Origin of the sequence: Peribacillus phoenicis, from assembly GCF_047238085.1 — a bacterium.
In the GTDB taxonomy this organism is placed as follows: Bacteria; Bacillota; Bacilli; order Bacillales; family DSM-1321; genus Peribacillus.
In genome coordinates, this window is sequence record NZ_JBDFMF010000001.1 from 3,852,949 (window position 1) to 3,875,174 (window position 22,226).

General features: G+C 42.7%; 19 protein-coding genes and 1 pseudogene. 1 reads left to right on the plus strand and 19 read right to left on the minus strand.

Annotated elements, in window-relative coordinates:
- Nucleotides 1-664: 664 nt before the first annotated feature.
- From ABC374_RS18900 to pruA, 7 genes and pseudogenes are all read right to left on the minus strand, one after another.
- A complete protein-coding gene (locus tag ABC374_RS18900) occupies nt 665-844 on the minus strand; it encodes a DUF4083 domain-containing protein (RefSeq protein ID WP_350299851.1) in 180 nt (59 codons plus the stop codon).
- A gap of 124 nt (nt 845-968) precedes the next feature.
- Nucleotides 969-1,640, minus strand: a complete 672-nt coding sequence (locus ABC374_RS18905) for a DUF975 family protein (RefSeq protein ID WP_350299852.1) — start codon at nt 1,638-1,640, stop codon at nt 969-971.
- 457 nt (nt 1,641-2,097) lie between these two features.
- Nucleotides 2,098-2,274 (minus strand): annotated as a pseudogene (locus ABC374_RS18910) (amidohydrolase); the annotation flags it as partial.
- A gap of 117 nt (nt 2,275-2,391) precedes the next feature.
- Nucleotides 2,392-2,646, minus strand: coding sequence for a biotin/lipoyl attachment domain-containing protein (locus ABC374_RS18915; RefSeq protein WP_063232537.1), 255 nt, complete (start codon nt 2,644-2,646; stop codon nt 2,392-2,394).
- Between the two features lie 37 nt (nt 2,647-2,683).
- The gene (locus tag ABC374_RS18920) at nt 2,684-3,949 is read right to left on the minus strand and encodes a Glu/Leu/Phe/Val family dehydrogenase (protein ID WP_260358427.1); all 1,266 of its coding nucleotides are present in this window, start codon (nt 3,947-3,949) and stop codon (nt 2,684-2,686) included.
- A gap of 22 nt (nt 3,950-3,971) precedes the next feature.
- A complete protein-coding gene (locus tag ABC374_RS18925) occupies nt 3,972-5,165 on the minus strand; it encodes an ornithine--oxo-acid transaminase (RefSeq protein WP_034309472.1) in 1,194 nt (397 codons plus the stop codon).
- Between the two features lie 18 nt (nt 5,166-5,183).
- Entirely contained in the window at nt 5,184-6,731 is a 1,548-nt protein-coding gene (pruA, locus tag ABC374_RS18930; RefSeq protein WP_413019409.1) for an L-glutamate gamma-semialdehyde dehydrogenase, read from the minus strand.
- A gap of 384 nt (nt 6,732-7,115) precedes the next feature.
- On the opposite strand from pruA, the gene ABC374_RS18935 reads away from it, so the two are divergent.
- Nucleotides 7,116-8,528: a sigma-54 interaction domain-containing protein gene (locus tag ABC374_RS18935; RefSeq protein ID WP_350299855.1), complete on the plus strand. Its 1,413-nt coding sequence runs from the start codon at nt 7,116-7,118 to the stop codon at nt 8,526-8,528.
- Nucleotides 8,529-9,015: 487 nt separating this feature from the next.
- Here ABC374_RS18935 and ABC374_RS18940 read toward each other — a convergent pair whose 3' ends face one another.
- From ABC374_RS18940 to ABC374_RS18995, 12 genes are all read right to left on the minus strand, one after another.
- Nucleotides 9,016-9,702, minus strand: a complete 687-nt coding sequence (locus ABC374_RS18940; RefSeq protein WP_413019410.1) for an FMN-dependent NADH-azoreductase — start codon at nt 9,700-9,702, stop codon at nt 9,016-9,018.
- Nucleotides 9,703-9,734: 32 nt separating this feature from the next.
- Nucleotides 9,735-10,583 carry a VOC family protein gene (locus ABC374_RS18945; RefSeq protein ID WP_413019411.1) on the minus strand — a complete coding sequence of 283 codons (849 nt, stop codon included), beginning with the start codon at nt 10,581-10,583 and terminating at the stop codon, nt 9,735-9,737.
- A 4-nt stretch (nt 10,584-10,587) separates the two neighbouring features.
- Nucleotides 10,588-10,992: a DoxX family protein gene (locus ABC374_RS18950; protein ID WP_413019412.1), complete on the minus strand. Its 405-nt coding sequence runs from the start codon at nt 10,990-10,992 to the stop codon at nt 10,588-10,590.
- Nucleotides 10,993-11,130: 138 nt separating this feature from the next.
- Nucleotides 11,131-11,949, minus strand: coding sequence for a nicotianamine synthase family protein (locus tag ABC374_RS18955; protein ID WP_413019413.1), 819 nt, complete (start codon nt 11,947-11,949; stop codon nt 11,131-11,133).
- Complete coding sequence (locus tag ABC374_RS18960; protein ID WP_413019414.1) at nt 11,927-13,264, minus strand: MATE family efflux transporter; 1,338 nt, start codon at nt 13,262-13,264, stop codon at nt 11,927-11,929. Before ABC374_RS18960 ends, ABC374_RS18955 begins: the two co-directional genes overlap by 23 nt.
- Nucleotides 13,265-13,337: 73 nt before the next feature.
- Nucleotides 13,338-14,102 carry an ABC transporter ATP-binding protein gene (locus tag ABC374_RS18965; RefSeq protein WP_413019415.1) on the minus strand — a complete coding sequence of 255 codons (765 nt, stop codon included), beginning with the start codon at nt 14,100-14,102 and terminating at the stop codon, nt 13,338-13,340.
- Nucleotides 14,099-14,896 (minus strand): ABC transporter ATP-binding protein, encoded by a 798-nt coding sequence (locus ABC374_RS18970; RefSeq protein WP_413019416.1) that lies wholly within the window; start codon nt 14,894-14,896, stop codon nt 14,099-14,101. Before ABC374_RS18970 ends, ABC374_RS18965 begins: the two co-directional genes overlap by 4 nt.
- Nucleotides 14,893-15,732 (minus strand): nickel transporter permease, encoded by an 840-nt coding sequence (nikC, locus tag ABC374_RS18975; RefSeq protein ID WP_413019417.1) that lies wholly within the window; start codon nt 15,730-15,732, stop codon nt 14,893-14,895. The genes ABC374_RS18970 and nikC overlap by 4 nt, the downstream gene beginning before the upstream one ends.
- Nucleotides 15,723-16,676: a nickel ABC transporter permease gene (gene nikB, locus ABC374_RS18980; RefSeq protein ID WP_413019418.1), complete on the minus strand. Its 954-nt coding sequence runs from the start codon at nt 16,674-16,676 to the stop codon at nt 15,723-15,725. Before nikB ends, nikC begins: the two co-directional genes overlap by 10 nt.
- Nucleotides 16,677-18,206 carry a nickel ABC transporter substrate-binding protein gene (gene nikA / locus ABC374_RS18985; RefSeq protein ID WP_413019419.1) on the minus strand — a complete coding sequence of 510 codons (1,530 nt, stop codon included), beginning with the start codon at nt 18,204-18,206 and terminating at the stop codon, nt 16,677-16,679. It abuts the gene before it with no gap.
- A gap of 709 nt (nt 18,207-18,915) precedes the next feature.
- Complete coding sequence (locus tag ABC374_RS18990) at nt 18,916-20,058, minus strand: mannitol-1-phosphate 5-dehydrogenase (RefSeq protein WP_413019420.1); 1,143 nt, start codon at nt 20,056-20,058, stop codon at nt 18,916-18,918.
- Nucleotides 20,059-20,063: 5 nt separating this feature from the next.
- Nucleotides 20,064-22,154, minus strand: a complete 2,091-nt coding sequence (locus ABC374_RS18995; RefSeq protein WP_350299866.1) for a BglG family transcription antiterminator — start codon at nt 22,152-22,154, stop codon at nt 20,064-20,066.
- Nucleotides 22,155-22,226 lie beyond the last annotated feature (72 nt).

The following is a 22,226-nucleotide window of genomic DNA, read 5'->3' on the forward strand; positions in this document are numbered from 1 at the left end:
TTAAATACACATCTATTCCATTATAGGGTAAAATCCCGCAACAAGCCATGCATCTTCCATACCAGCAGCCCTACACGAAATTTGCCCCACAATCCCAACAACCCTATGTAAAACTGCTTATTTTTTACAATTCCCTTTCTTTTTCTATTTTTTTATGTCTCTCAATTGAAGCTTAAAATCCAATCCTCATTTTCAAATTTGGTGAAAGTCCTTTTCACTAAGTTATTTCAGTATAAATTATTTTACGTAGATTTCCACTCCAGGCACTCGCTTTCCGCGGGCGGTCCGGGAGCCTCCTTGGCGCTCTTTGCGCCTGTGGGGTCTCCCTTGGCCACGCTTTTCCCGCAGGAGTTTCGTACCTTCCGTTCCAATCAGCTGGAACGTTTTCAAATTAAATAACTGCAGGCCACATACGGTTGGTTATACTCCATGATTTTTTTACTCTTTCATATGGAATGATATTCTTACTGGATTGAAGAAATTTGCGACACTCCTGCCGAGTAACTGGCTAGCCAAGACCCCACAGCCGCTTGCGGTGAGGAGGCTTTGCAGACAGTCGGCGGAAAGGGAGCGGAAATCAAGCTGGAACGTTTAAATAAAAAAACTGCAGGCAACTCGCTTTTCTTCGAGTTTGTCTACAGTCTGAACGGCTGCACTGTAGCCGTCAATTTTTGCCCCTTTTAATCAGTTCATGCAAATCATCCATTTTCTTTTCCATGATATCCAGTCTGGTTTTACGGTCCTTGATGGAACGGAAAAGGGATACGGTCCCAACGATGATTAGGATTAGAAATACAAGGCAAAACAATTGGTATACCAGATCCGCAATATTATACCCACTCACTATGTAATCCCCCTAAATGGCATTCTCAATATTCTATTATACACCAGGCAAAATGAACAATTTAACCTTTTTAAGGGGAATCGGGAATAAAAAAACCGATAGCCAGTTGCTATCGGTTGATCTTTTATACTTCTAATTGTTGATCGTCATCTTGAGGCACGATTAATTCATTATAAAATGCAGCCATTGTTGTTCCTGCATAAGGAATCAACCATAGTAAACCAATTCCCAGCGTGAACATGCAAAGGATGCCCCATCCGATGAAGCTTAGGTGCATGAGGAAATACTTCCATTTCAAACCCTTCATCCTTTTTCTGCTTTCTGTAATGCCTTCAAGCACCGTGTATTCAGGATGATCCTTCAATAAGAAAAACAGCTGCGAATAGGCGATGCCTTTAATGATACCCGGAATGATTAATAATAATGACCATAAAAAAATGAAAATACCTTGTAAGATGGATGCACCAATTAGCTTGAAAGAGGTTTTTCCTTCTTTATAGATAGCAAATACTTCTGGAATATCAGGGTTTCCTTCCCTAACCAAATTCAGGTAGAACCAAGTGGTTGAAATGGTAAGCGGGATTAAGGCGATGGTTAAGACGAGGCCGAAGATATCAGACCATATCGGTGTTTCTTCCTGCATGAGCCATTGTGAAAACCCACCACTTCCGATCACTTCGACAATTAAAGGCAAAATGATGTTGATCAAGAACAGAAGCAACATCAGCGATACAGTTACTCCCCATTTACCTCCCAACGACTGAAGGGCTTTCCTTTTTAATTCTGAGATTCTCATACTCCTATTTAACTCCCCTTTTTTAAACAGCGGAATTCTGAATATTCACCATTTTATTGTAAAATCTGGTTGAATTAAGAAAAACCACTATTTTTTTGATGTTTAATTCTCATATTGTATTTTAACATAATATTTCTTGCCGTGGGCTTAATTTCCTAGAAAGCACAAACGATAAATCGTTTTCGAGCAACCATGTTCAACTCCTTTCTGGCCTTGGTTATTGGCTTGTAACAGTTTATGAAAGCGAAAATGACAATATGCCATCAATCATTCTCAGTGCCACAAACCATTTAATTCCTTTCATTTGAAAAAACCTTCGCGTAACATACCCTTTAGCGTACGGTCAGCGAAGGTGCTTTCAAATATCTTGGGTAATGTACTCTCTAGTTCTTTTTTCATTCCCGGCAAGGATTTCTAATGTCTCCAGTGATTTGCCCCTTGGATTCTATCCTAAAATCTAACTAACACCATGGATAAAAATATTAACACCGTATTCCATGGCATCTTCGTCAAAAGTAAAACGCGGATGATGGTGGGGATAGGTGATTCCCTTTTCCTTATTCCCAGCTCCTATCAAGAAATAATTGCTAGGTGCCTTCTGTTGGAACGCCGAAAAGTCCTCATCCCCCATCGTTTTTTCTTTTCAAACTTTTTCCTGGCTTTGTCATCACCATATAAAATGATCACAACAAAAAAAGAGCATCCCAAAGCAGAAATCGCTTCCGCCTTTGGAACACCCTCTTTCCTATAATCAATCAGAGCCAGTTATAATAAAATCGTCTTGGAGCAAAGCTAAAGGAAGCTTTCTATTTATAGGATCCCCTGCCGAAACATTAATTTCAGTAATGTGACCACTGGCACCTATTGAAACATCAATCAATTTCCCATCCTCCGTTTTCACTAAAAAGAGCCTCTCCCATTCATAAACATAGGAATTCTTTTGAACGTAAACTTGTTCGACGGTCCCATCCTGAGCACACTCGATGGTATGAATCGGTTTTAACACGGAATCACTCCTCCACTCTCCATTATTTGACTAAAGCTTACACCCAGCCACGGAATATCGAGGCTTCCGCCATTTTTCTGACACCCACCATATATGCTGCCAGCCTCATATCCACTTTTCTTGTCTCGGACATTTCATATACTTGATTAAATGAATTGACCAATAACTCTTTTAATTTGGTTTGGACTTCTGCATCTTCCCAATAATAACCTTGATTATTTTGAACCCATTCAAAGTAAGAAACTGTCACACCGCCTGAACTTGCCAATACATCAGGTACGAGAAGCACATTGCGTTCCGTCAAGATCTTCGTTGCCTCCAAAGTGGTAGGTCCGTTCGCTGCCTCCACGACAATTTGGGCTTTGATAAGATGTGCATTTTCTTTGGTGATTTGATTGGAAATGGCAGCAGGCACTAAAATATCACAATCTTGTTCCAGAAGTTCCTGATTGGTGATTGTATTATCGAATAGTGTCGTTACCGTTCCAAAGCTATCCCTTTTATCAAGTAAGTAATCGATATCCAGACCATCCGGTTTATAGATGGCACCATATGCGTCCGATATGCCAATCACTTTCGCACCAGCATCATGCATGAATTTGGCCAAAAAGCTTCCTGCGTTCCCAAACCCTTGGACGATGATGCGTGCACCTTTCAATTCTATGCCCTTACGCTTTGCCGCTTCCTCGATACAGATGGTGACACCTTGTGCCGTCGCCTTTTCCCTACCGTGTGAACCACCCAGTACCAGTGGCTTGCCTGTAATGAAACCAGGCGAATCGTGTTCTCTTATTCTACTGTATTCGTCCATCATCCATGCCATGATTTGTGAATTCGTATAAACATCCGGGGCCGGAATATCTTTAGTCGGCCCCACTATTTGGCTGATTGCCCGAACGTATCCACGGCTAAGCCTTTCCAATTCACCGATGGACATTTGGCGCGGATCACAGATGATGCCGCCTTTTCCTCCGCCATATGGCAGATTCACGATTCCGCATTTCAAACTCATCCACATTGAAAGTGCCTTGACTTCTTCCTCATCGACTTCAGGATGAAAACGGATTCCGCCTTTCGTCGGACCGACAGCATCGTTGTGCTGTGCACGGTATCCAGTGAAAATCTTCGTCGAATTGTCATCCATCTTGATTGGAATCCGGACGGTCAGCATCCGAAGAGGTTCCTTCAAAAGCTCGAACACTTCTTCAGAATAGCCAAGCTTATCCAGCGCCTCCTTGATTACGACCTGTGTTGAATCAAGCAAGCTGGCAGTTTCTTTTTCTTCTTTGACTGTTGTACTCAATGGAATTCACCTCATAGGTATATTAGGATAAAACTTTTTTAATGCGTTCGATTGCCCAATCCAAGTCTTCTTTTGTAATCACTAATGGCGGAGCAAAACGGATAACTGTATCATGTGTTTCTTTACATAGCAATTTTTCTTCTTTAAGCTGCTCACAATAAGGTCTTGCTGCTTCCGTTAATTCAACTCCGATGAATAAGCCTCTGCCGCGGATATCTTTAATCATTGGATTCTTGATTTCTTTTAAACTATCCATAAAGTATTGTCCAAGCTCCAATGAACGTTCAGCTAGCTTCTCTTCTTCAAGGACTTCCAATGAAGCGATGGAAACCGCACATGCCAATGGATTGCCGCCGAATGTAGAACCATGGGAACCAGGATTGAATACGCCAAGAATTTCACGGTTTGCAGCTACGCAAGAGATTGGGAAAACCCCGCCGCCCAGCGCTTTACCTAAAATGTACATATCCGGAACTACTCCATCCCAGTCAGAGGCGAACATTTTTCCTGAACGTCCAAGTCCTGACTGAATTTCATCAGAAACGAATAGGACATTATTTTCTTTACATAAGTCGTAAGCTTCTTTTAAGAATCCTTGTGGCGGTATGATGATTCCCGCTTCACCTTGAATCGGTTCGATTAAAAATCCAGCCGTTTGCGGTGTAATCGCTTCTTTCAAAGCATCAAGGTCGCCGTAAGGGATAAGCTTGATCCCTGGCAGCATCGGTCCAAAGCCCCTTCTATATTCATCATCGGATGACAAGGACACGGCTGCCATCGTCCGGCCATGGAAGTTCCCGATACATGCAATGATTTCAGCTTGGTTTTCTGCGATTCCCTTAACATCATAACCCCAGCGTCTAACAGCTTTAATTGCAGTTTCAACAGCTTCAGCACCTGTATTCATAGGCAGTGCCATGTCTTTTTGCGTAATGCGTGAAACCATTTCATACCATGGTCCTAATTTATCACTATGGAATGCACGGGATGTCAATGTTACGCGATCAGCTTGTTTTTTTAATTCGTCGATGATTTTCGGATGCCTGTGGCCTTGGTTCACTGCTGAATAGGCACTAAGCATATCCATATATTTGTTGCCTTCAGGATCTTCCACCCAAACTCCTTCTGCCTTCGAAATGACGATTGGAAGTGGATTATAATTGTTTGCACCATATTGTTCTGTTTGCTCGATTAATTTTTCCGTTAATGTTGTCATGTTGATTCCCCCTAAAATTTATAGCGTTTCAGATGTTGTTTTACCTTGAAGATGAAGAACTAAATAATCAGGACCGCCCGCTTTTGAATCTGTACCTGACATATTGAATCCGCCAAATGGCTGGTATCCTACAATGGCTCCAGTACAGCCGCGATTGAAGTACAAGTTACCTACGTGGAAATCCTCACGCGCTTGTTCGATATGTTCAATGTTGTTAGAGATGACCGCACCCGTTAATCCATAATCCGTGTTATTGGCAATCTCGATTGCATGATTGAAATCTTTTGCCTTACAGAATGCAACCACTGGTCCGAAAATTTCTTCTTTCATGACACGTGCATTCTCATCCACATCGGCAATGATAGTTGGCTGGATGAAGAAACCTTTTGAATTGTCTCCTTCTCCCCCTGTAACAATTTTCCCTTCTTCTTTACCGATTTCAACGTAGCTCATGACTTTGTCGTAAGCTGCTTGATCGATAACCGGACCCATGAAATTGTTTAGGTCTGTTGGTTCCCCGACTGTTTTTTCTTTCGTTAATTCAATGGCACGATTCAAGACTTGGTCATATACATCTTCCACTATTACGGCACGTGAACAAGCAGAACATTTTTGACCGGAGAATCCGAATGCAGAAGCGACGATTGATTGTGCCGCCAATTCCAGATCAGCCTCTTTATCAACAACGATCGTATCTTTACCGCCCATTTCAGCGATGACACGTTTTAACCAGATTTGGCCTTCATGAACTTTTGCCGCACGCTCATAAATACGGATTCCAACATCACGAGATCCGGTAAAGCTGATGAAACGTGTACGAGGATGATCTACCAAATAATCGCCAACCTCGGCACCGCTTCCTGGAATGAAGTTCACAACTCCTGCAGGCATGCCCGCTTCTTCCAGCACTTCGATGAATTTAGCTGCAATGACCGGTGTTGTACTGGCCGGTTTCAATAAGACCGTATTTCCTGAAACAAGAGCTGCCGTCGTCATGCCTGCCATGATCGCAAACGGGAAGTTCCAAGGTGAGATGATGACACCGACACCAAGCGGAATATAATTGAAAGCATTGTGTTCAATCGGACGGCTTTCCACTGGCATGCCGTCTTTAAGCTTCAGCATTTGACGTGCATAGTATTCCATGAAGTCGATCGCTTCCGCTGTATCTGCATCCGCTTCATTCCAAGGCTTTCCTGCTTCTTTCACCAATAGAGCCGAGAAATAGTGTTTTCTTCTCCGTACGATGGCTGCAGCCCTGAATAAAATATTTGCACGCACTTCCGCTTTCGTTTTTCTCCAAGTTTGGAATGTCTTATCTGCCGCTTGCATCGCTTGCTCAGCAAGATCCTTATTCGCTTTGGATACCATTCCAATAACTTCTTCTTTATTTGCTGGGTTTACAGAGGTAATGACTTCATCAGTAAACACTTTTTCACCATTAATGATCAGCGGATATTTCTTCCCTAAATCATTAGCTACATCATTCAATGCCGCTTGAAAAGCTTTATTGTTTTCTTCGATTTTAAAATTAGTAAATGGTTCGTGTTTATATGTTTGGACCATTATAGCTCATCTCCCTAAAATTTTATGTTTTTTTCTTCACCCTTACTTAACAAGCAAGTTCCGTGCCAACTTTTCATTTTCTTGAAAAAATAATGATATTTCATTAAATATGCAATGAAATTCAGCACTTTAAGGGCAAAATTGACATAGTATGCCATTATTTTTTGCTCTAATCCCTATTTATGTCGCTTAAACCTTACACTTTTAATCAATGCAAGATTCATGCCAACTATAAAAAACATAAAAAACAGCGTTTTTCCACTTTTTCCGCAAAATATTTTTGCACTTCGATGCAAAATAATCTTGCTGTGCAAATTTTATTTGCACCTTTACTTTAATTCCTCTACAATAGCTCTAAGAAAAGAAGAAAAATGGGAGGCATTCATGAATTTAGATCAAATCATTAAAATAGATGGTTTCCAATCCATCCTCTATTCGCTTGTGGATGTAATCGATACAGGGATACATATAATCGATATAAAAGGGCGGACCATTGTATATAACAAGAAAATGGCAGAAATTGAAGGAATGGATTCAGAAGAAGTGTTAGGAAAGAAGATTCACGAAATCTTTAAATTCAAGGAAGAAACGGAGAGTACATTAATAAGGGCACTTCATTCGGGTAAGACAACCGAGAACTCGAAGCAGACTTACTTCAATAATCTTGGTCAGGAAATTACTACAATCAATAATACGTTTCCGATTTTGGATCAAAAACAAAATATCATCGGAGCAATTGAAGTGGCAAAGGATATAACGAATCTGGAAAGAATCATTAAAGATAATATCTTAAATAAGGGCGATACCAAATATACGTTTGACAGCATCATCGGAACGAGTGAAAATTTCCTGGAAGTCATAGAAAAGAGCAAGCGCTCGACCAGAACGGCATCCTCCATCCTCATCGTCGGGGAAACGGGCACAGGAAAAGAGCTCTTCGCCCAAAGCATCCATAATGGCAGCAGCCGTTCGACACATCCTTTCATCAGCCAAAACTGTGCTGCCCTGCCGGATAGTCTAATTGAGGGAATACTCTTCGGCACAAAGAAAGGCGCCTTCACCGGATCGATTGAAAGGCCTGGATTATTCGAACAGGCACAGGGCGGTACCATCCTGCTAGATGAAATCAACTCATTAAACCCGAACATGCAAGCGAAATTATTACGGGCCCTTCAAGAAAGGACGATTCGCCGTGTTGGGGATACAAAGGATAAAAAAATTGACGTTAGGGTCATTGCAACGATAAATGAAGATCCGATAGATGCCATTGCAAATGATCATTTACGCAAGGATTTATACTACCGATTAAGTGTCGTTTCGTTATTCATCCCGCCTCTTCGTGAACGGAAAGAGGATATTCCTTTGCTGGCGCAATCCTTCATCGAGAAATTCAATGCGCTGTTCGAATTGAATATAGAAGGAATCAGCGAAGAGGTCTACTCGCTTTTTTATGATTACGACTGGCCCGGGAACGTAAGGGAACTTGAACATATCATTGAGGGGGCCATGAATTTAATGGAACCTGGCGATACAAAGATTGCCATCACCCACCTTCCGGCTCTATTTAGGAAGAAAGCCCATTTGGAAGACATTCGTCCCGATAGAAAAGAAAATCATGAAAATGGAGATTTACAGGAGTCGACCTTATCTCTTGATGATTATATCGCCCATACTGAAAAGCAATACTTGGAGAAGATTTTAAAGGAACATGGGATGAATATCTCCAAAGCAGCCAAGGCCCTGAATATTAGCCGCCAAAGTCTTCAATACCGCTTGAAAAAGTATCAGGTCAAATAACACAAAAAAGCCCCCATTATTATGGAGGGCCTTCAGTTTATCGGCGGAAAGGGAGCGGGTTTAATGCGTATACCCTAAAATAAATGCCCAAATTCCGAATAGGGAGGTGAAGGTCGAAAAAATTCGTGAACGGTTGAATTAAGTTACATGTAGGTCGAATAAATGCACCACGGTCGAATTAAGTGCCGTGTAGGTCGAATAAATGCATCAACGGTCGAATTAAGTGCCGTGTAGGTCGAATAAATGTACCAACGGTTGAAGTAAGTGCCATGTAGGTCGAATAAATGCATCAACGGTCGAATTAAGTGCCATGTAGGTCGAATAAATGCATCAACGGTCGAATTAAGTGCCATGTAGGTCGAATAAATGCGTGAACGGCCGAATAATGCCGTGTAGAGCAAACTCACTTTCTACGAATTTGTCTACAGTCTGAAGGCCCTCATTGATAATGAGGGCCTTTTTTGCTTCTATTCATTTCACTTCGCGATCAGAATGCTTCAGCCGCTTTTACAACGTTTTCCAAACCATCCGCGACGATTTTTTGTGTCCGATCCGGATACTGATTATGGCCTTCAATGACCACGACATCCGGATTGTTAATTCCCCATAGGCCAATGATATTTTTCACTAAATTCACGGCCATTTCAGCAGAAGCCATTCCTTCTAATGCATAATCAGAACCGCGGGCATTCAAGAGCATGACTTTTTTATCACCAGCATACCCGACAGGACCTTCCGCCGTGTAATTGAACATTTTACCTGCTTGTGCCAAATAGGAAAGATATGTGATAAGCGGCGCAGGAACCGTTGAGTTCCAGAGAGGGAAAGCGAATACCACTTTATCCATGGCCAGGAATTGATTTAAATATGTGTCAACCAGTTCGGCCGCCTTTTCCTCTTCGGCTGTCAGTTCAAGACCTTGGTTACGTTTATACAAACCGGTAATTGCCGTATTTCCATAGTAAGGAAGCTCTTCTTTAAATAAATCCAGCTCTGTCACTTCATCTGTACGGTGTGTCTCTTTATATGCTTGTAAGAAGGTGTCATACATTTTCGAGCTGATTGCCTGTTCTGCAGGACGATCGTTCACTTTTACGAATAATACTTTTGTCATTTTTCCATTCTCCCCTGCAGCGGTTTCTTTATTTCTAAATAATCTACTTAAGAATCCCATTATCCTCTCACCATTGCTTTCTGCTTTATAATTTAGACGACTAAATGAATCTCATTGCCTGATGGATCTGTTACAGCGAAAAACCCTTCTTTTTCCGTGACGACTGCCCCGATTCCTTTCAGTTGTTCCGTTACTTTTTTTCTCGCTTCTTCGTCTGCAAAAACGAGAGTATACCAGTTTAGCCCCACACTATTTTCCTTAGGAGCAGGGGCGCCAACGCCATTCCAAGTGTTTAACCCGATGTGATGATGATATCCACCGGTTGAAGTAAAGAGCGCTCCTCCATATCGATTCACGACGCTAAACCCAAGACCTTGCATGTAAAACTCCTCCGTTTTACGTAAATCTGCTACATGCAGATGTATATGCCCCATTAAGGTACCTGCAGGCAGTTCGCTCCACTCACCATCGCTTTCTTTCAGAAGGTCATCCCCATCTAGCGGATCCGTGCCCATTGCGACTTCCCCTCCGGCCCATCTCCAATCAGTGGATGGCCGGTCATAGTATACTTCAATGCCATTGCCATCCGGATCGGTAATGTACAGCGCTTCACTCACTTCATGATCAGCCGCTCCAAATGGATATTTCGTTTGAAGTAAATGGCGTAAAAAAATCGATAAGTCAGCTCGGCTTGGCAGTAAAAGGGCAAAGTGATATAAGCCCGTCGTCCGCCCTTCTTTCGGAATCACATCAGCAGGCTGCTCAAGTGTCAGCAACGGGGTTTTACCGTCTGTCGTCAAAACGGCTTGCCGATCGGTTTTCTTCAATACTTTAAGACCGATGATTTCTTGATAAAACAGAATGGCCTTATTCAAATCCAAAACATTTATACTGACTTCGCCAACAAAGGTAATTGGTTTTTGATGAAAATTTTTATCCATATTGTCACTTCCCTTTTTTATTGAAAATCACATGATCCAAAGAAAGAACCGTGCGGTTTGCACACGCTAGATAGACAGACATGGCAAGCAGTGCCAAGTCCAGTTCGTAGCCCGCCGCTTGCCCGTTCCCAAGAAAACCAGCAGGTAATTTAGCCGTGAAAATCGCCCCCGCCATAATGACCGCAAATAGGACGGAAACGATTCGTGTTCCCAAACCCAGTATAACCGCAAGTCCTCCGATCAATTCGATTACTGCAACGATGTACGCCATGAAGCCAGGAATGCCAAGGCTATCGAAAAATCCCGCCGTATTTCCTATTCCCCCTTGAAACTTTGAAACGCCGTGAATGAAAAAAGTAAAACCTAAAATCACCCTTAAAAAAACTTGGGCTGCAGCATTTTTATTCATGTATGAACTCTCCTTTTGTTGGTTACTTTATGTTAGTAATTATATTTTCATAAGCTTATATTGTCAAGTAAGTTTATTGGAATTTCTTTTTTCCCTAAATAAAAACGAATTGCCGAAGCAACTCGTTATATGGTGTCACTATTTAAATGTGTAATAAATGGTTGAATTGATGATGAAAGAATCCGCGATCGTTCTCCCGACTTCCTCACATGCCACTTTACTGAATTTTGTTGCATCAACGGGCTCATATAATAATTGATGAATGCCGTCCACCGACCGTATTGCGACAGTTGCGTAAGGGTTTGTCTGAAATATCCGTTCCAGAATTTCTTCTTTATTAGGAACCAGGCTGGCAATCCATACAAGATCGAACTCCGTGTAGTCATGAAGAGCGCCATCATTCAAGATATAGTCTGAATTCCCTTCGTTATCCAGTTCTTGGACGATGCGCCGGCCAAGTGAATGGGCTTGTTCATCTATATCGAGACATGTCATTTTCGCACCCAACTCCCGTTGAAGCAGCAAAGGACTTAATGGGAGAGGACCCGTCCCTACAAATGCAAATGATTGAATATCATTTTTCACCTTTTTCAATTCATTGATTTCCGTTTGAATCAGTTCTTTGTAGTTATCCCAATAAATGAAAGAACGGAAGTCATCCAGGGAGTTCACACAGCCAACAAATAATTTGGCATAATGATCCTCCATCAATGTTTCAGCAATCTTCAGCTTATCAAGCATGGTATCCCGAATCGATCGGATATCATCATGGTTGAGAATTTCTTCTGCCATATGCTGGTCTAACGGTTTCGAAATCATCGAAACCAATTCGGTTAAAACGCGATTGATGATTTCGTTATTTGGTGATAAATCATCTTCTTCTAGTAAAATTTTATAAGTATCCATATATGTATGAATGATTTTTTCCTGGTTTCTAGACCATTTGATCGTTTTCAAGGCGCACACTCCTATTAGGAAATAATTTTTTGCTTAACCGTGGTATATACAATGCCAAAAATACCGAACGTCCTAGGCTGAATACAGTAAAGGCCAGCCATAATGCATGGTTTTGATAGGCCGGCAGAAAAATATAAAGTGTTATCACAAAGGCAATCAAGGAATAGATCATCGAGTTACGAATCGGGGCAGCTTCTGTTGCCCCAGTAAAAACACCGTAGAAAACGATGCCTACACTGGCCGATAGAGGAAACAAAATAAGCCAGATCCCATAAATGTTTGCCAGTTCAATGACACTTGGTATCCGTGTGAAAAGCGATAGGATGGCATCACCGCATAAATAGTAAGTGACAGCAATCATCAGGGAGGATAGAACACCCCACTGCAACGACAGGATCAGGGTCTTCTTATATAAGCGCTTATCTCTCGCACCAATCGCCTTTCCAACAAGAATGCTTGAAGCATTTGCGAGCCCGTCAAAGAAGTAAGCCATCATATAGTGAATTTGGATGAGTACGGCATTCGCCGCCAATATCTCCGTCCCATATGCGGCACCCTTTGCCGTGAAGATATTAAAAACTGCCAATAGGCAAAGCGTCCTGATGAATAAATCCCGATTCACCGACATCATTTTCTTGATGGATGACGGATCGAACATCTCTTTCAAAGGGGGCATTTCCATCCGATGGGGCGACACCTTCACAATAATGATCATTCCAATGAAAAAGGCCGTCACTTCCGAAAGGAGGGTTGCTATCGCTACCCCTGGCACACCCCATTGGAATCCATGGACAAATAACAAATCCAGGGCAATGTTCATCAGGTTCATGAACACCTGTAAAACTAGCGAAACCTTGATCTTGGACATCCCCATCAGCCATCCCAATATGACGTAATTCATCAAAGTGAATGGGATTCCCCATATTCGAATGCTGAAGTATTCAGCCGCATATCTTCGAACGTCAGCATCGGGATTCATCAATGTTAAGGAAACATGTTCAATAGGCCCCTGAAGTAGGATGAAACCTCCCCCTGCAACAATCGCCAGTATAAACGGCCTTAAAAAGGCTAAAATGCCTTGCTTCCCGTCGTTTGCCCCAAGTGCTTGTGCAGCAAATCCCGAAGTGCTCACCCGCAAAAAACCAAACAGCCAATACAAGGTATTGAAAATAACCGTTCCAATAGCTACGCCGCCCAAATAAGCAGGGTTTGGCAACTGCCCCACAACAGCGGTGTCCACCGCACCGATCAATGGCGTCGTTATCGTCGATATGGTCAGAGGAATGGCCAAGGCCAAATATGATCGATGGTTCACCTTACACTTCCTCCTTAAGTATCAAACTAAATCGAAATCATCACGATTTAAAACTCAAATAAACACAACTTCATTATTCAAACATCGAAATCAGTTCTTTTGTGTATGAATGGCGATCGCTGCAAAAAAGCTGTTCTTTTTCGAAAGAATCCACAATTTCACCCCCTTTCATCACCATGATCCGTTGGCTCATCTCCTGTACAGCCGATAGATCATGAGAAATAAAAAGGTAAGAAATGTCCAAAGTCTCCCGCAGCCCGCCTAACAATTTCAGAACCGCCGCTTGAGACAGAACGTCCAGGCTTGAAGCCGGTTCATCCAATATAATGAGGGCCGGTTCAATGCTGATTGCACGCGCAATGGTCACCCGCTGCTTTTGTCCGCCGCTAAGCTCATGCGGGTAACGTTCAGCAAAACTCCTTGGAAGCTCCACAGTTTCCAGCAGCTGTCCGATAAAGTTCGCTTCACTTGTATACGTAAAATATTTCAGATTTACCTGGCTGCCAAATTGAAGATATGGATCCATTAGTGAATCTTTTATCCTTAGTTTTGGATTCAAAGCCGATGCAGGATTCTGCAAAACAGCTTGGATGTTCTTGCGATACGGTTTTAAACTGCGTTCGCTTTTGTTTTGCAGCGCCGTTCCTTCAAATAGGATTCTGCCCTGGTCAAAAGATTCAACCTGAAGGATGAGTCTTGCCAATGTGCTTTTTCCGCAGCCGCTCTCTCCCACTAACCCGAGGCATTCCTTCCTTTCGATGCTGAAATTCACGTTCCTTAGTATTTCCACTCCGTTTTCATAGCTTTTATGGATATTTCGCACGTCTAATAAACTCATCCTGACACTCCTTCAAGCTTAAATGGAATTCTGCTCAATGATGGCGATGATTGAATCAGTTCATTCGTATAAGCGTGCTGCGGATGATTCAATACCTGATTTTTATCACCGGTCTCAATGATGGCCCCGTCTTTCATGACCGCAATGCGATCCGCATACTTCCTGACATGGCGTAAATCATGGGTAATGAACAAGATCGCACATCCGGTTTCTTTTTGGAGCCTTGATAACAGCTGTAAGACCTTAAAGGAAGATACACTGTCCAAGGCTGTGGTCGGTTCATCCGCTATCAATATATCCGGCTCAAGCAGCAGGGCTATTGAAATGGATACGCGTTGAAGCTGCCCGCCGCTTAATTGAAAAGGGTATCTGCTGTAGATATCTTCATTCAGGCCCAACGAAATGAGCGCCTTGACCGCTTGCTTGCGCCTCTCGTTTTTGGAAAGGTTCAAATGTGTTCGCTGATATTCGTCGAAATGTTGACCGATGGTAAGGAACGGTGTAAATGAACCCTGGTAATCTTGAAAAATATAAGCCAGGCGCTTTCCGCGAATCTTCCTGATTTCTGTGGAAGATAGCGTCAATAAATTCTTATCCCCGTACCATATTTCCCCCTTCGCTTGGAGATTGGGTGCAAGCAGCTGACATATTGCCATGGCCGTCATGCTTTTGCCGCTCCCGCTTTGTCCGACAAGTGCGAACCACTCACCCTCCTGCACATCTAATGAAAGATCCTTGACGATATGATTTTGCTTCCCCATGATATGCAGATGCCTCACGGATAAAATGCTCATGATCCCACCTCCTTTTTCACATCAAATGCATCGCGCAAATAATCACCGAGTATGTTGGATAGAAGTACGACGAATACGATGGCGAGCCCTGGGTATATCATCAGCAACATATTGGATTGAAAGTATGGACGGGCATCATTCAGCATGGCTCCCCACTCCGGTGCCGGCGGCTGCGCCCCGAGCCCGATATATGATAAGGAAGATATGAGCAAAATGATTTTTCCTAAATCGAGGCTAGAAAGGACAAGCACATTCCCGATAAGGTGCGGAAATAGATGCTTCCGCATGATCCCAAATGAACTTAATCCATTGATTTTAGCAACTGTGACATAATCCTTCTGACGTTCGGTGATAACCGTACTTCGCACAAGCCGGGCATAATTCACCCATTTCACTAAAACGATCGCCAATAGGAGATTTTCGATTCCTGGTCCTAATAAACCACTAAGCACAATGGCAACGATCGTATCAGGGAATGCGAGAAACGCGTCTGCAATGCGCATGAAAATCCGATCGATCAGTCCTCCTTTAAAACCGGCAATCACCCCGAACGGGACGCCGATGATAACCGCTGCAAACAGAGATAAGAGACCATAGCCAACAGTCAGCTGTGCGCCAAGCAGAAGACGTGTCAATACATCACGCCCTAGATGATCCGTCCCTAACGGATGTTCCATGCTTGCCGGCCATAGCCTTTCTCCCAAATTGACCAGTGCCGGATCATGTTTCAGAATAAGAAAGGTGTAAGCCGCAACGGCAAGGACTGTAGCCATCACCGTAAAAAGGACGGTCATTCTCCAGCGCCTTTTGGATTTTTTTTTGATAACTAACTCCATTTTCCATGATTCCTTTCCTTCAGTCTTAGCTCCGGATTTAAATAGCGATAAGATAAATCCACGGCACTATTAACCATGAATACAATGATGGCCATGACCAACAGGTACCCTTGGATGACTGGATAATCCCGTGACCGAATCGAGTCCACGACCATCTTACCTATGCCTGGATAGGCAAAAATCACTTCGATCACCACTACACCGCCGATCAGGCTGCCAAGGCTGACACCGAATACGGTAATGACCGGGGGCAAGCTATAACGAAATGCGTGGGCAAAGAATATTCGTATTTCTGATATCCCCCTAGATCGGGCAGCCCTGATGAAATCATGACTGAGGGAATCTATTAAACTCGAACGCAGCAAACGCACGTACACACTTGTGATGGCCAGCCCCAGCGTGACCGACGGCAAAATCAAAGAACGAAATCCGTCCCTGCCCATCGTTGGAAGGGCTCCCCATCGTACGGCAAATAAATCTATCAAGAGCAACCCCAGCCAAAAGCTAGGAATGGCTGCCCCCAATAAAGAAACGGCACGGCTTACCTGATCAATCCAGCTTCCCCTATACAAGGCAGCAAGCGAACCTAATGGAATGGCTATACCAAGCATGACAAGCAATGCGCCAACCGCCAGCTCAAGTGTTGCAGGCAGCCCGCTCATGACCATTTCCATCACAGGCTGATTCGTCAGATAGGAATGCCCGAAATCCAAGTGGATAAAGTCCGCAAACCAATCGCAATACTGCACTAACAGCGCATCATTGAACCCCAATTCTTCACGAAGCTCATTGACTTGCTCGTTTGTGACCGACACATCATCCACTTGAAGTATCGAGAGAACCGGGTCCCCTGGAGCAAGCCGAACAAAAAGGAAAGAGATGAATGTAATCACAAGGACAAAAATCACTACCTCAATGAATCGCCGGACTAAGATGCGAAACATTCACTTCACATCCAGTTCATTCGTCAGCATGTAGTATTCGCTTCTTGAAGTGATCCAGTTTTCAACTTTATCGGCATCATAAGCAACAAGTGTATTCGGATGTAAAATGAATGAATTATACACCTGTTCATCCACATACATCGCAATCTCCTCAGCTAAATCCGAGCGCTTCTCCTGTCCGACCGTTACATTCAGCTCATCAATCAGGGACGTCAGGTAATCATCATCGGCCCCACTGAAGTTCAATGCTCCCTTTGGATGATAAGTAGCATTTAAATAATAACCGGCATCCCCGCGCGGAGCCGTTAAATTACTGTAGGTCGTTAAATCCCAATCTCGATTGGCAGCCATATACTCTTCAGGGATTTCTATTTGCTTGATTTTCACATCAATCCCCAACTGGCCGGCATCCGATTGAAAAACTTGGGCAATTAACGGCAGGTCGGCACGTGAACTGTATGTAAGAAGTGTAAACGTTAACGGTTTGCCGTCTTTTTGCATGACACCATCCACTTTCTTATATCCCGCCTGATCAAGAAACCCCTTAGCAGCTTCCATTCCATTCTCTTTTTTCGGATAGTCCGGAGCAAAAGAGAATGTGGATGGAAATGGCCCTGTTGCCACTTCTGCATGACCATGTAAAATCGTATCCGCAATGGATGATCGGTCGATCAAGGCATCTATCGCCTTTCGGACGTGTATGTCCTGCAATGCTTTACGTTCCAAATTCATCGTCATTTGATGAACACGGAAAGTGGATGTCGATTCAACCTTCACACCATCTATCGCCTTAAAATTTTCCAGGCTTTCCACTTCCGGACGGAAAACAATATCGGCGTCACCCGATTCAAGGGCAAGAGACCGTGCATTGGCATCTTCATTAAACGAAAACCTGGCGCTCTCAAGCTTTGCGGCTCCATCCCAGTAAGACTCATAACGTATTAAATCAACAGCCGTACCTGGTATGAATTTCGAAACGGCAAATGGCCCTGTTCCTATCGGCTTGTTTATATAGTCACTTTCCTTCACGTCAATAATCGATGTATTTGGATGAACCAATTCAGAAGGAAACTCAGGAAAAGGAACCTCCGTCTTAATCGTCAGCGCATTTCCGTCCGCTTCAATCGATTCAATGCGCAAGGCATTCTTGATCGCCGGACTATCATTCATCGCCCTCTCCAACGAAGCCTTCACCGCTTTGCCATCCATCGGCTTTCCATTCTGAAACGTCACACCCTCCCTTAACTCAAAATTCCATAATTGACCATCCTTGCTATCCCAGCTTTTGGCCAGCCAAGGTTCGATCGTCAAATCCTCATCATTGAGATGCACTAATGTCTCAGTGATGCCAGCCCTTAGTGACACATAACTAGTATCAACATTCGGATCAAGCGAGCTAGTCGCAAAATTAAAAAGCAAGTTCACTTCCTTCTTCCCTCCCAATTGATCTTTCGCAGACTCGGTGGAACAAGCAGTCAAAAGTAAGAATGCTAGACATACAATAAAAATCGATCTACATTTTCTGAACACGATTTATTTCCCCCATTACCTCAACTATTTTTAATGGCTGCCATAAAATCGTATTGATTACGATTTAGATTCCAGCCTTACCATCATGACAAACCACGTAACACATTGCCGAATGCTTATCCGGAATCAAACTATGTAATGCTCCTCAACGAGAGTAAACACCATTTTACGAGTATTTGCTCCAAACTCACGAGTATTTGCTCTAAACTCACGAGTATATGTGCCAAATTCACGAGTATTCGCTTCAAATTCACGAGTATTTGCTCCAAACTCACGAGTATTCGCTCCAAACTCACGAGTATTTGCTCCAAACTCACGAGTATTCGCTTCAAACTCACGAGTATTTGCTCCAAACTCACGAGTATTTGCGCCAAACTCACGAGTATTTGCTCTAAATTCGTGAGTAACGGCTCTAAATCTCTTGAAATAGCACCAAAATTTTAAGTAAATGCACCAAGCTCTCGATTTGTTGCACTAATCCTCCTTTTTTAAGCAATTCCTCATATTTTCTGCGCTTTTCACCAAACAAATCAAAACGATTACGATTTACACTTCAAAAAAACCCTCTTGTCTTGACTGTCTTTCATTATAAAACGTAATGATTACTGTTTACAAGGTTTTTTTTGAGTTTTAAAGATTAACGGATGCCAGTTCCTTCTTTTTGAGTAAGAAAAAACTCCTGAAAAAAGATTTCAGGAGTTCTCGGCTTTTACTTCAAGTTGTTGTAGTGGTTGATAACTTCTTTAGTTATTTCGCTATTTTCATCCAATCCGCTAACTTCCTTAAGTGCTGAAGCTACACCGTGTTCTTTGATCATCGTTTGCAGTTTAAGGGCTTCTTCATCTTCGTTAAAATCAAAGAGTAAAGCGGCCGCTATCGCTTTCGCCAGATTAGTATAGGAAAGTCCGGCTTTCTTTGCTTCTACGGCAGGGCGGACGAGACGGTCGTTTGGCCCTAGCTTACGCAGCGGTGAACGTCCGACTCGATTCACCGAGTCATTCAGGTAGGAGTTTTTAAAACGATTAATGATTTTTTCGATATACTGCTGATGCTCACCTGCGTCCAAACCGTATTGCTTTATTAAATAAGCGCCCGTTTCCCCTAGGGTTTTCTTGACTTGCTCTACAATTCCTGCGTCCTCCAATGACTGGTCAATCGTAGATTTTTTATTTTTGAGATAACCGAGGTAAGCAATGACGGCGTGTCCTGTATTAACGGTAAACAGTTTTCTCTCAATGAATGGAGCGAGTTCTTTTACAATGGTCATCCCTTCAACGGCGGGAATGCTTTCCTTCGTTTCAACGACCCATTCATAATAAGGTTCCACCAAAACATCGAGTGATCCTTCGTTATTTTGGATAGGAACGATGCGATCGACCGCTGAGTTAAAGAAGTAGACTTTATCGGCTAGTTTTTCTTTTGTATCTTGATCCAATTTTTCTAGAATGTAGCCTTCTAAAAGGTCTGTTGCCGATATTTGGTTTTCACAAGCGATCACATATAGTTTTTCATCGGTTTCCTTCACTCTTGACGCTAACCCTTTTGCAATTAAAGGAGCGATATGAGGCAAAATATTGGGACCGATAGCAGTGGTGAGGTAGGTTGCTTCGGAAATTGCTTTTATGATTTCCTCTTCCTGCTTTAAACTGTTTAAACCCGAAACATTTTCTACTGTGACGGATTCTTGTTGATCAGTGGCCAGTTTGACTTGATATTGCTTTTTATCATTTAACTGGTTGATTATTTGATCAGCTATATCTACAAATGTCACATGATATCCAGATTGTGAAAAGAGCGCTCCGATAAAGCCTCTTCCAATGTTTCCTGCACCGAAATGTACTGCTTGTTTCATTACAATCATCCCTTTATCAAGTTAGTATATAAATAATCCAAAAATATGGCTTCCAGCCTTCTGTTAATCATTTCTTCGTCCGAAGATGAAAAAATCATGATGGATTCATTGCTTTCAATTAAGCTTGAACTTATTAAACTGACGATTTCCTGCTGCTTCACACTTAATTCTTCAGGTGCCAGCATCAGCAGTAAATTTTTCATATGGACGTCATTTCCGTCCATACCTTTGACCAGACGATAGTCCTCCAGGTGGGCCACCTGGAATATCAGTTCTTTTACATTCTTATGTCTCGTATGGAAAAGGCCCATTCCAGTGCCAGGAATGCCTAAACCACCTTTTTTTTCCCGTTCCTTCAAAGATCCGACCACATCATCCGCACCCATTAGCAGTTCTTCCGCTTCTGCCATCCTGACCATTTCTTCAATGATTTCTGGATGTCCTTTCAGATGCGGCAGCCGATAAAACCGGAAATTATCCATGATCGACTCGATGCTCTGCTGGGCATCCTTCAATTCCTGCAGCACTTCTTTCAATTCGCCATCCTCTTTTTTGGTCACGGTATCCTTATGGGCTGAATGACTGCCATAACGCTTATTCTTCGTGAAGTTTTCGATATTCTTCCTTAAATAATTCCTGATGTTCAAAATATTCTCTTCACTCAAAAGAGGGGATACAAGGATATAATCACTATCGATATATGGAAGCCGGACGGTAGAAATGATCACATCGTAGTTTTTCAGGCTGCCCTTCTGTTGGATGTCTTTGATCGTCTTGATTTCTACAGTCTCGATTTCGATGATTTCTTTTTTGATCCGGCTTGCAAGCATCTTCGACGTACCGATACCTGTCGGGCAAACGATGAGTGCCCTTATTGATATTTCTTCCTCCCGCAGCACTAATGCAGATCCGAAATGAAGGACGATGAAGGCTATTTCATCTTCAGGAAATTCTTTTATTTCTATGAAGCCCTTTTCCAGACTGGTCTTCACTGCCAAAAAGAGAACCGGATACTTTCGCTTAATATCTTCAGTTAAGGGGTTGTACAATCCCATTTCCTGTTTGATCCGGAAAAGCGATGGTTCCATATGGGCAAGGAGCCCCTGATACAATGGGAAATCCTTGGTCAAATCGATTTGCAGTTGTGCCGAAACATCTTTTATCAGGTTTCTTATCAGCTGGCCAAGCAACACACTGTCATATGGAATGGCATCCGCCGCATGAAGCTTGGAACCTTTAAGGATGGCTGCAAGGTAGCTTATATCATCGATGGTAAAAGAGACTTCCAGCATTGTGCTGAGTTCCTTGCCTATTTTATTCATGAGATTATTCTCATCGGAAAGTTCGCTTATTTTCTTGAAGTCCTTCTCCAAAAAATATTGGCTTTCATTCCTTTGCAGGGTTACATAAATATGTACAATTAACCCTATATACCCGCTATCCGCCAAACGAGAATGGACACTGTTAAAAGTGGAAAACAGCACCCCATCGATAGCAAGAAGATATTCGGGATCGAAATAGTCGAGGATTTTCGCTTCTGGAAATTTTCCTTCTTGCAGCAAAAATAAACTTTCAATCAGCTCTTCATTAAAGAAGTGCAAGAAATAGGCTGCCTGGGCTTTCCGTTTATTTTCTTCGTTGCCGGCAAGCTCTATTCCGACTCCCCTTTTTCTCGTAATCATGATATTAAAATTCTTTAACCATTCAGTCAGTTCGTCCAAATAGGTTGTAAGAGTCGTAATGCTTATACCGAGATCCCCCGCAAGAACTTGAGTTTTATATGATTCTTCCTGCAGTAAAGCTAAAAGGAGATGCAGCTTTCTTTCTTGCGGCGTTTGATCGATCGGATGATTGCCCATCAGGTGCTGTACAAGCCGAAAGACTTGCTCATTCTTCCCGTCGATGGACAGTCCCTCATGTGTATTGCGTGTTAAATGCAACTCGAATGATTGCAGGATTTTTTCTATGGACTTCAGATCGCGTTGAACCGTCCGGACACTAACATTCAATTGTGTCGCAATGGATAAGGCTGTATGTTTTCCTGAAGTTTTTATGATCAATTCTATGATAGATTTTTCCCTTGAAGTAATATACATGCTACCAACTCATTTCAGGTGGAGTAACACGAGAAAATACTGAATAGAAAAGCGTAAAACGCTTTTCTATTC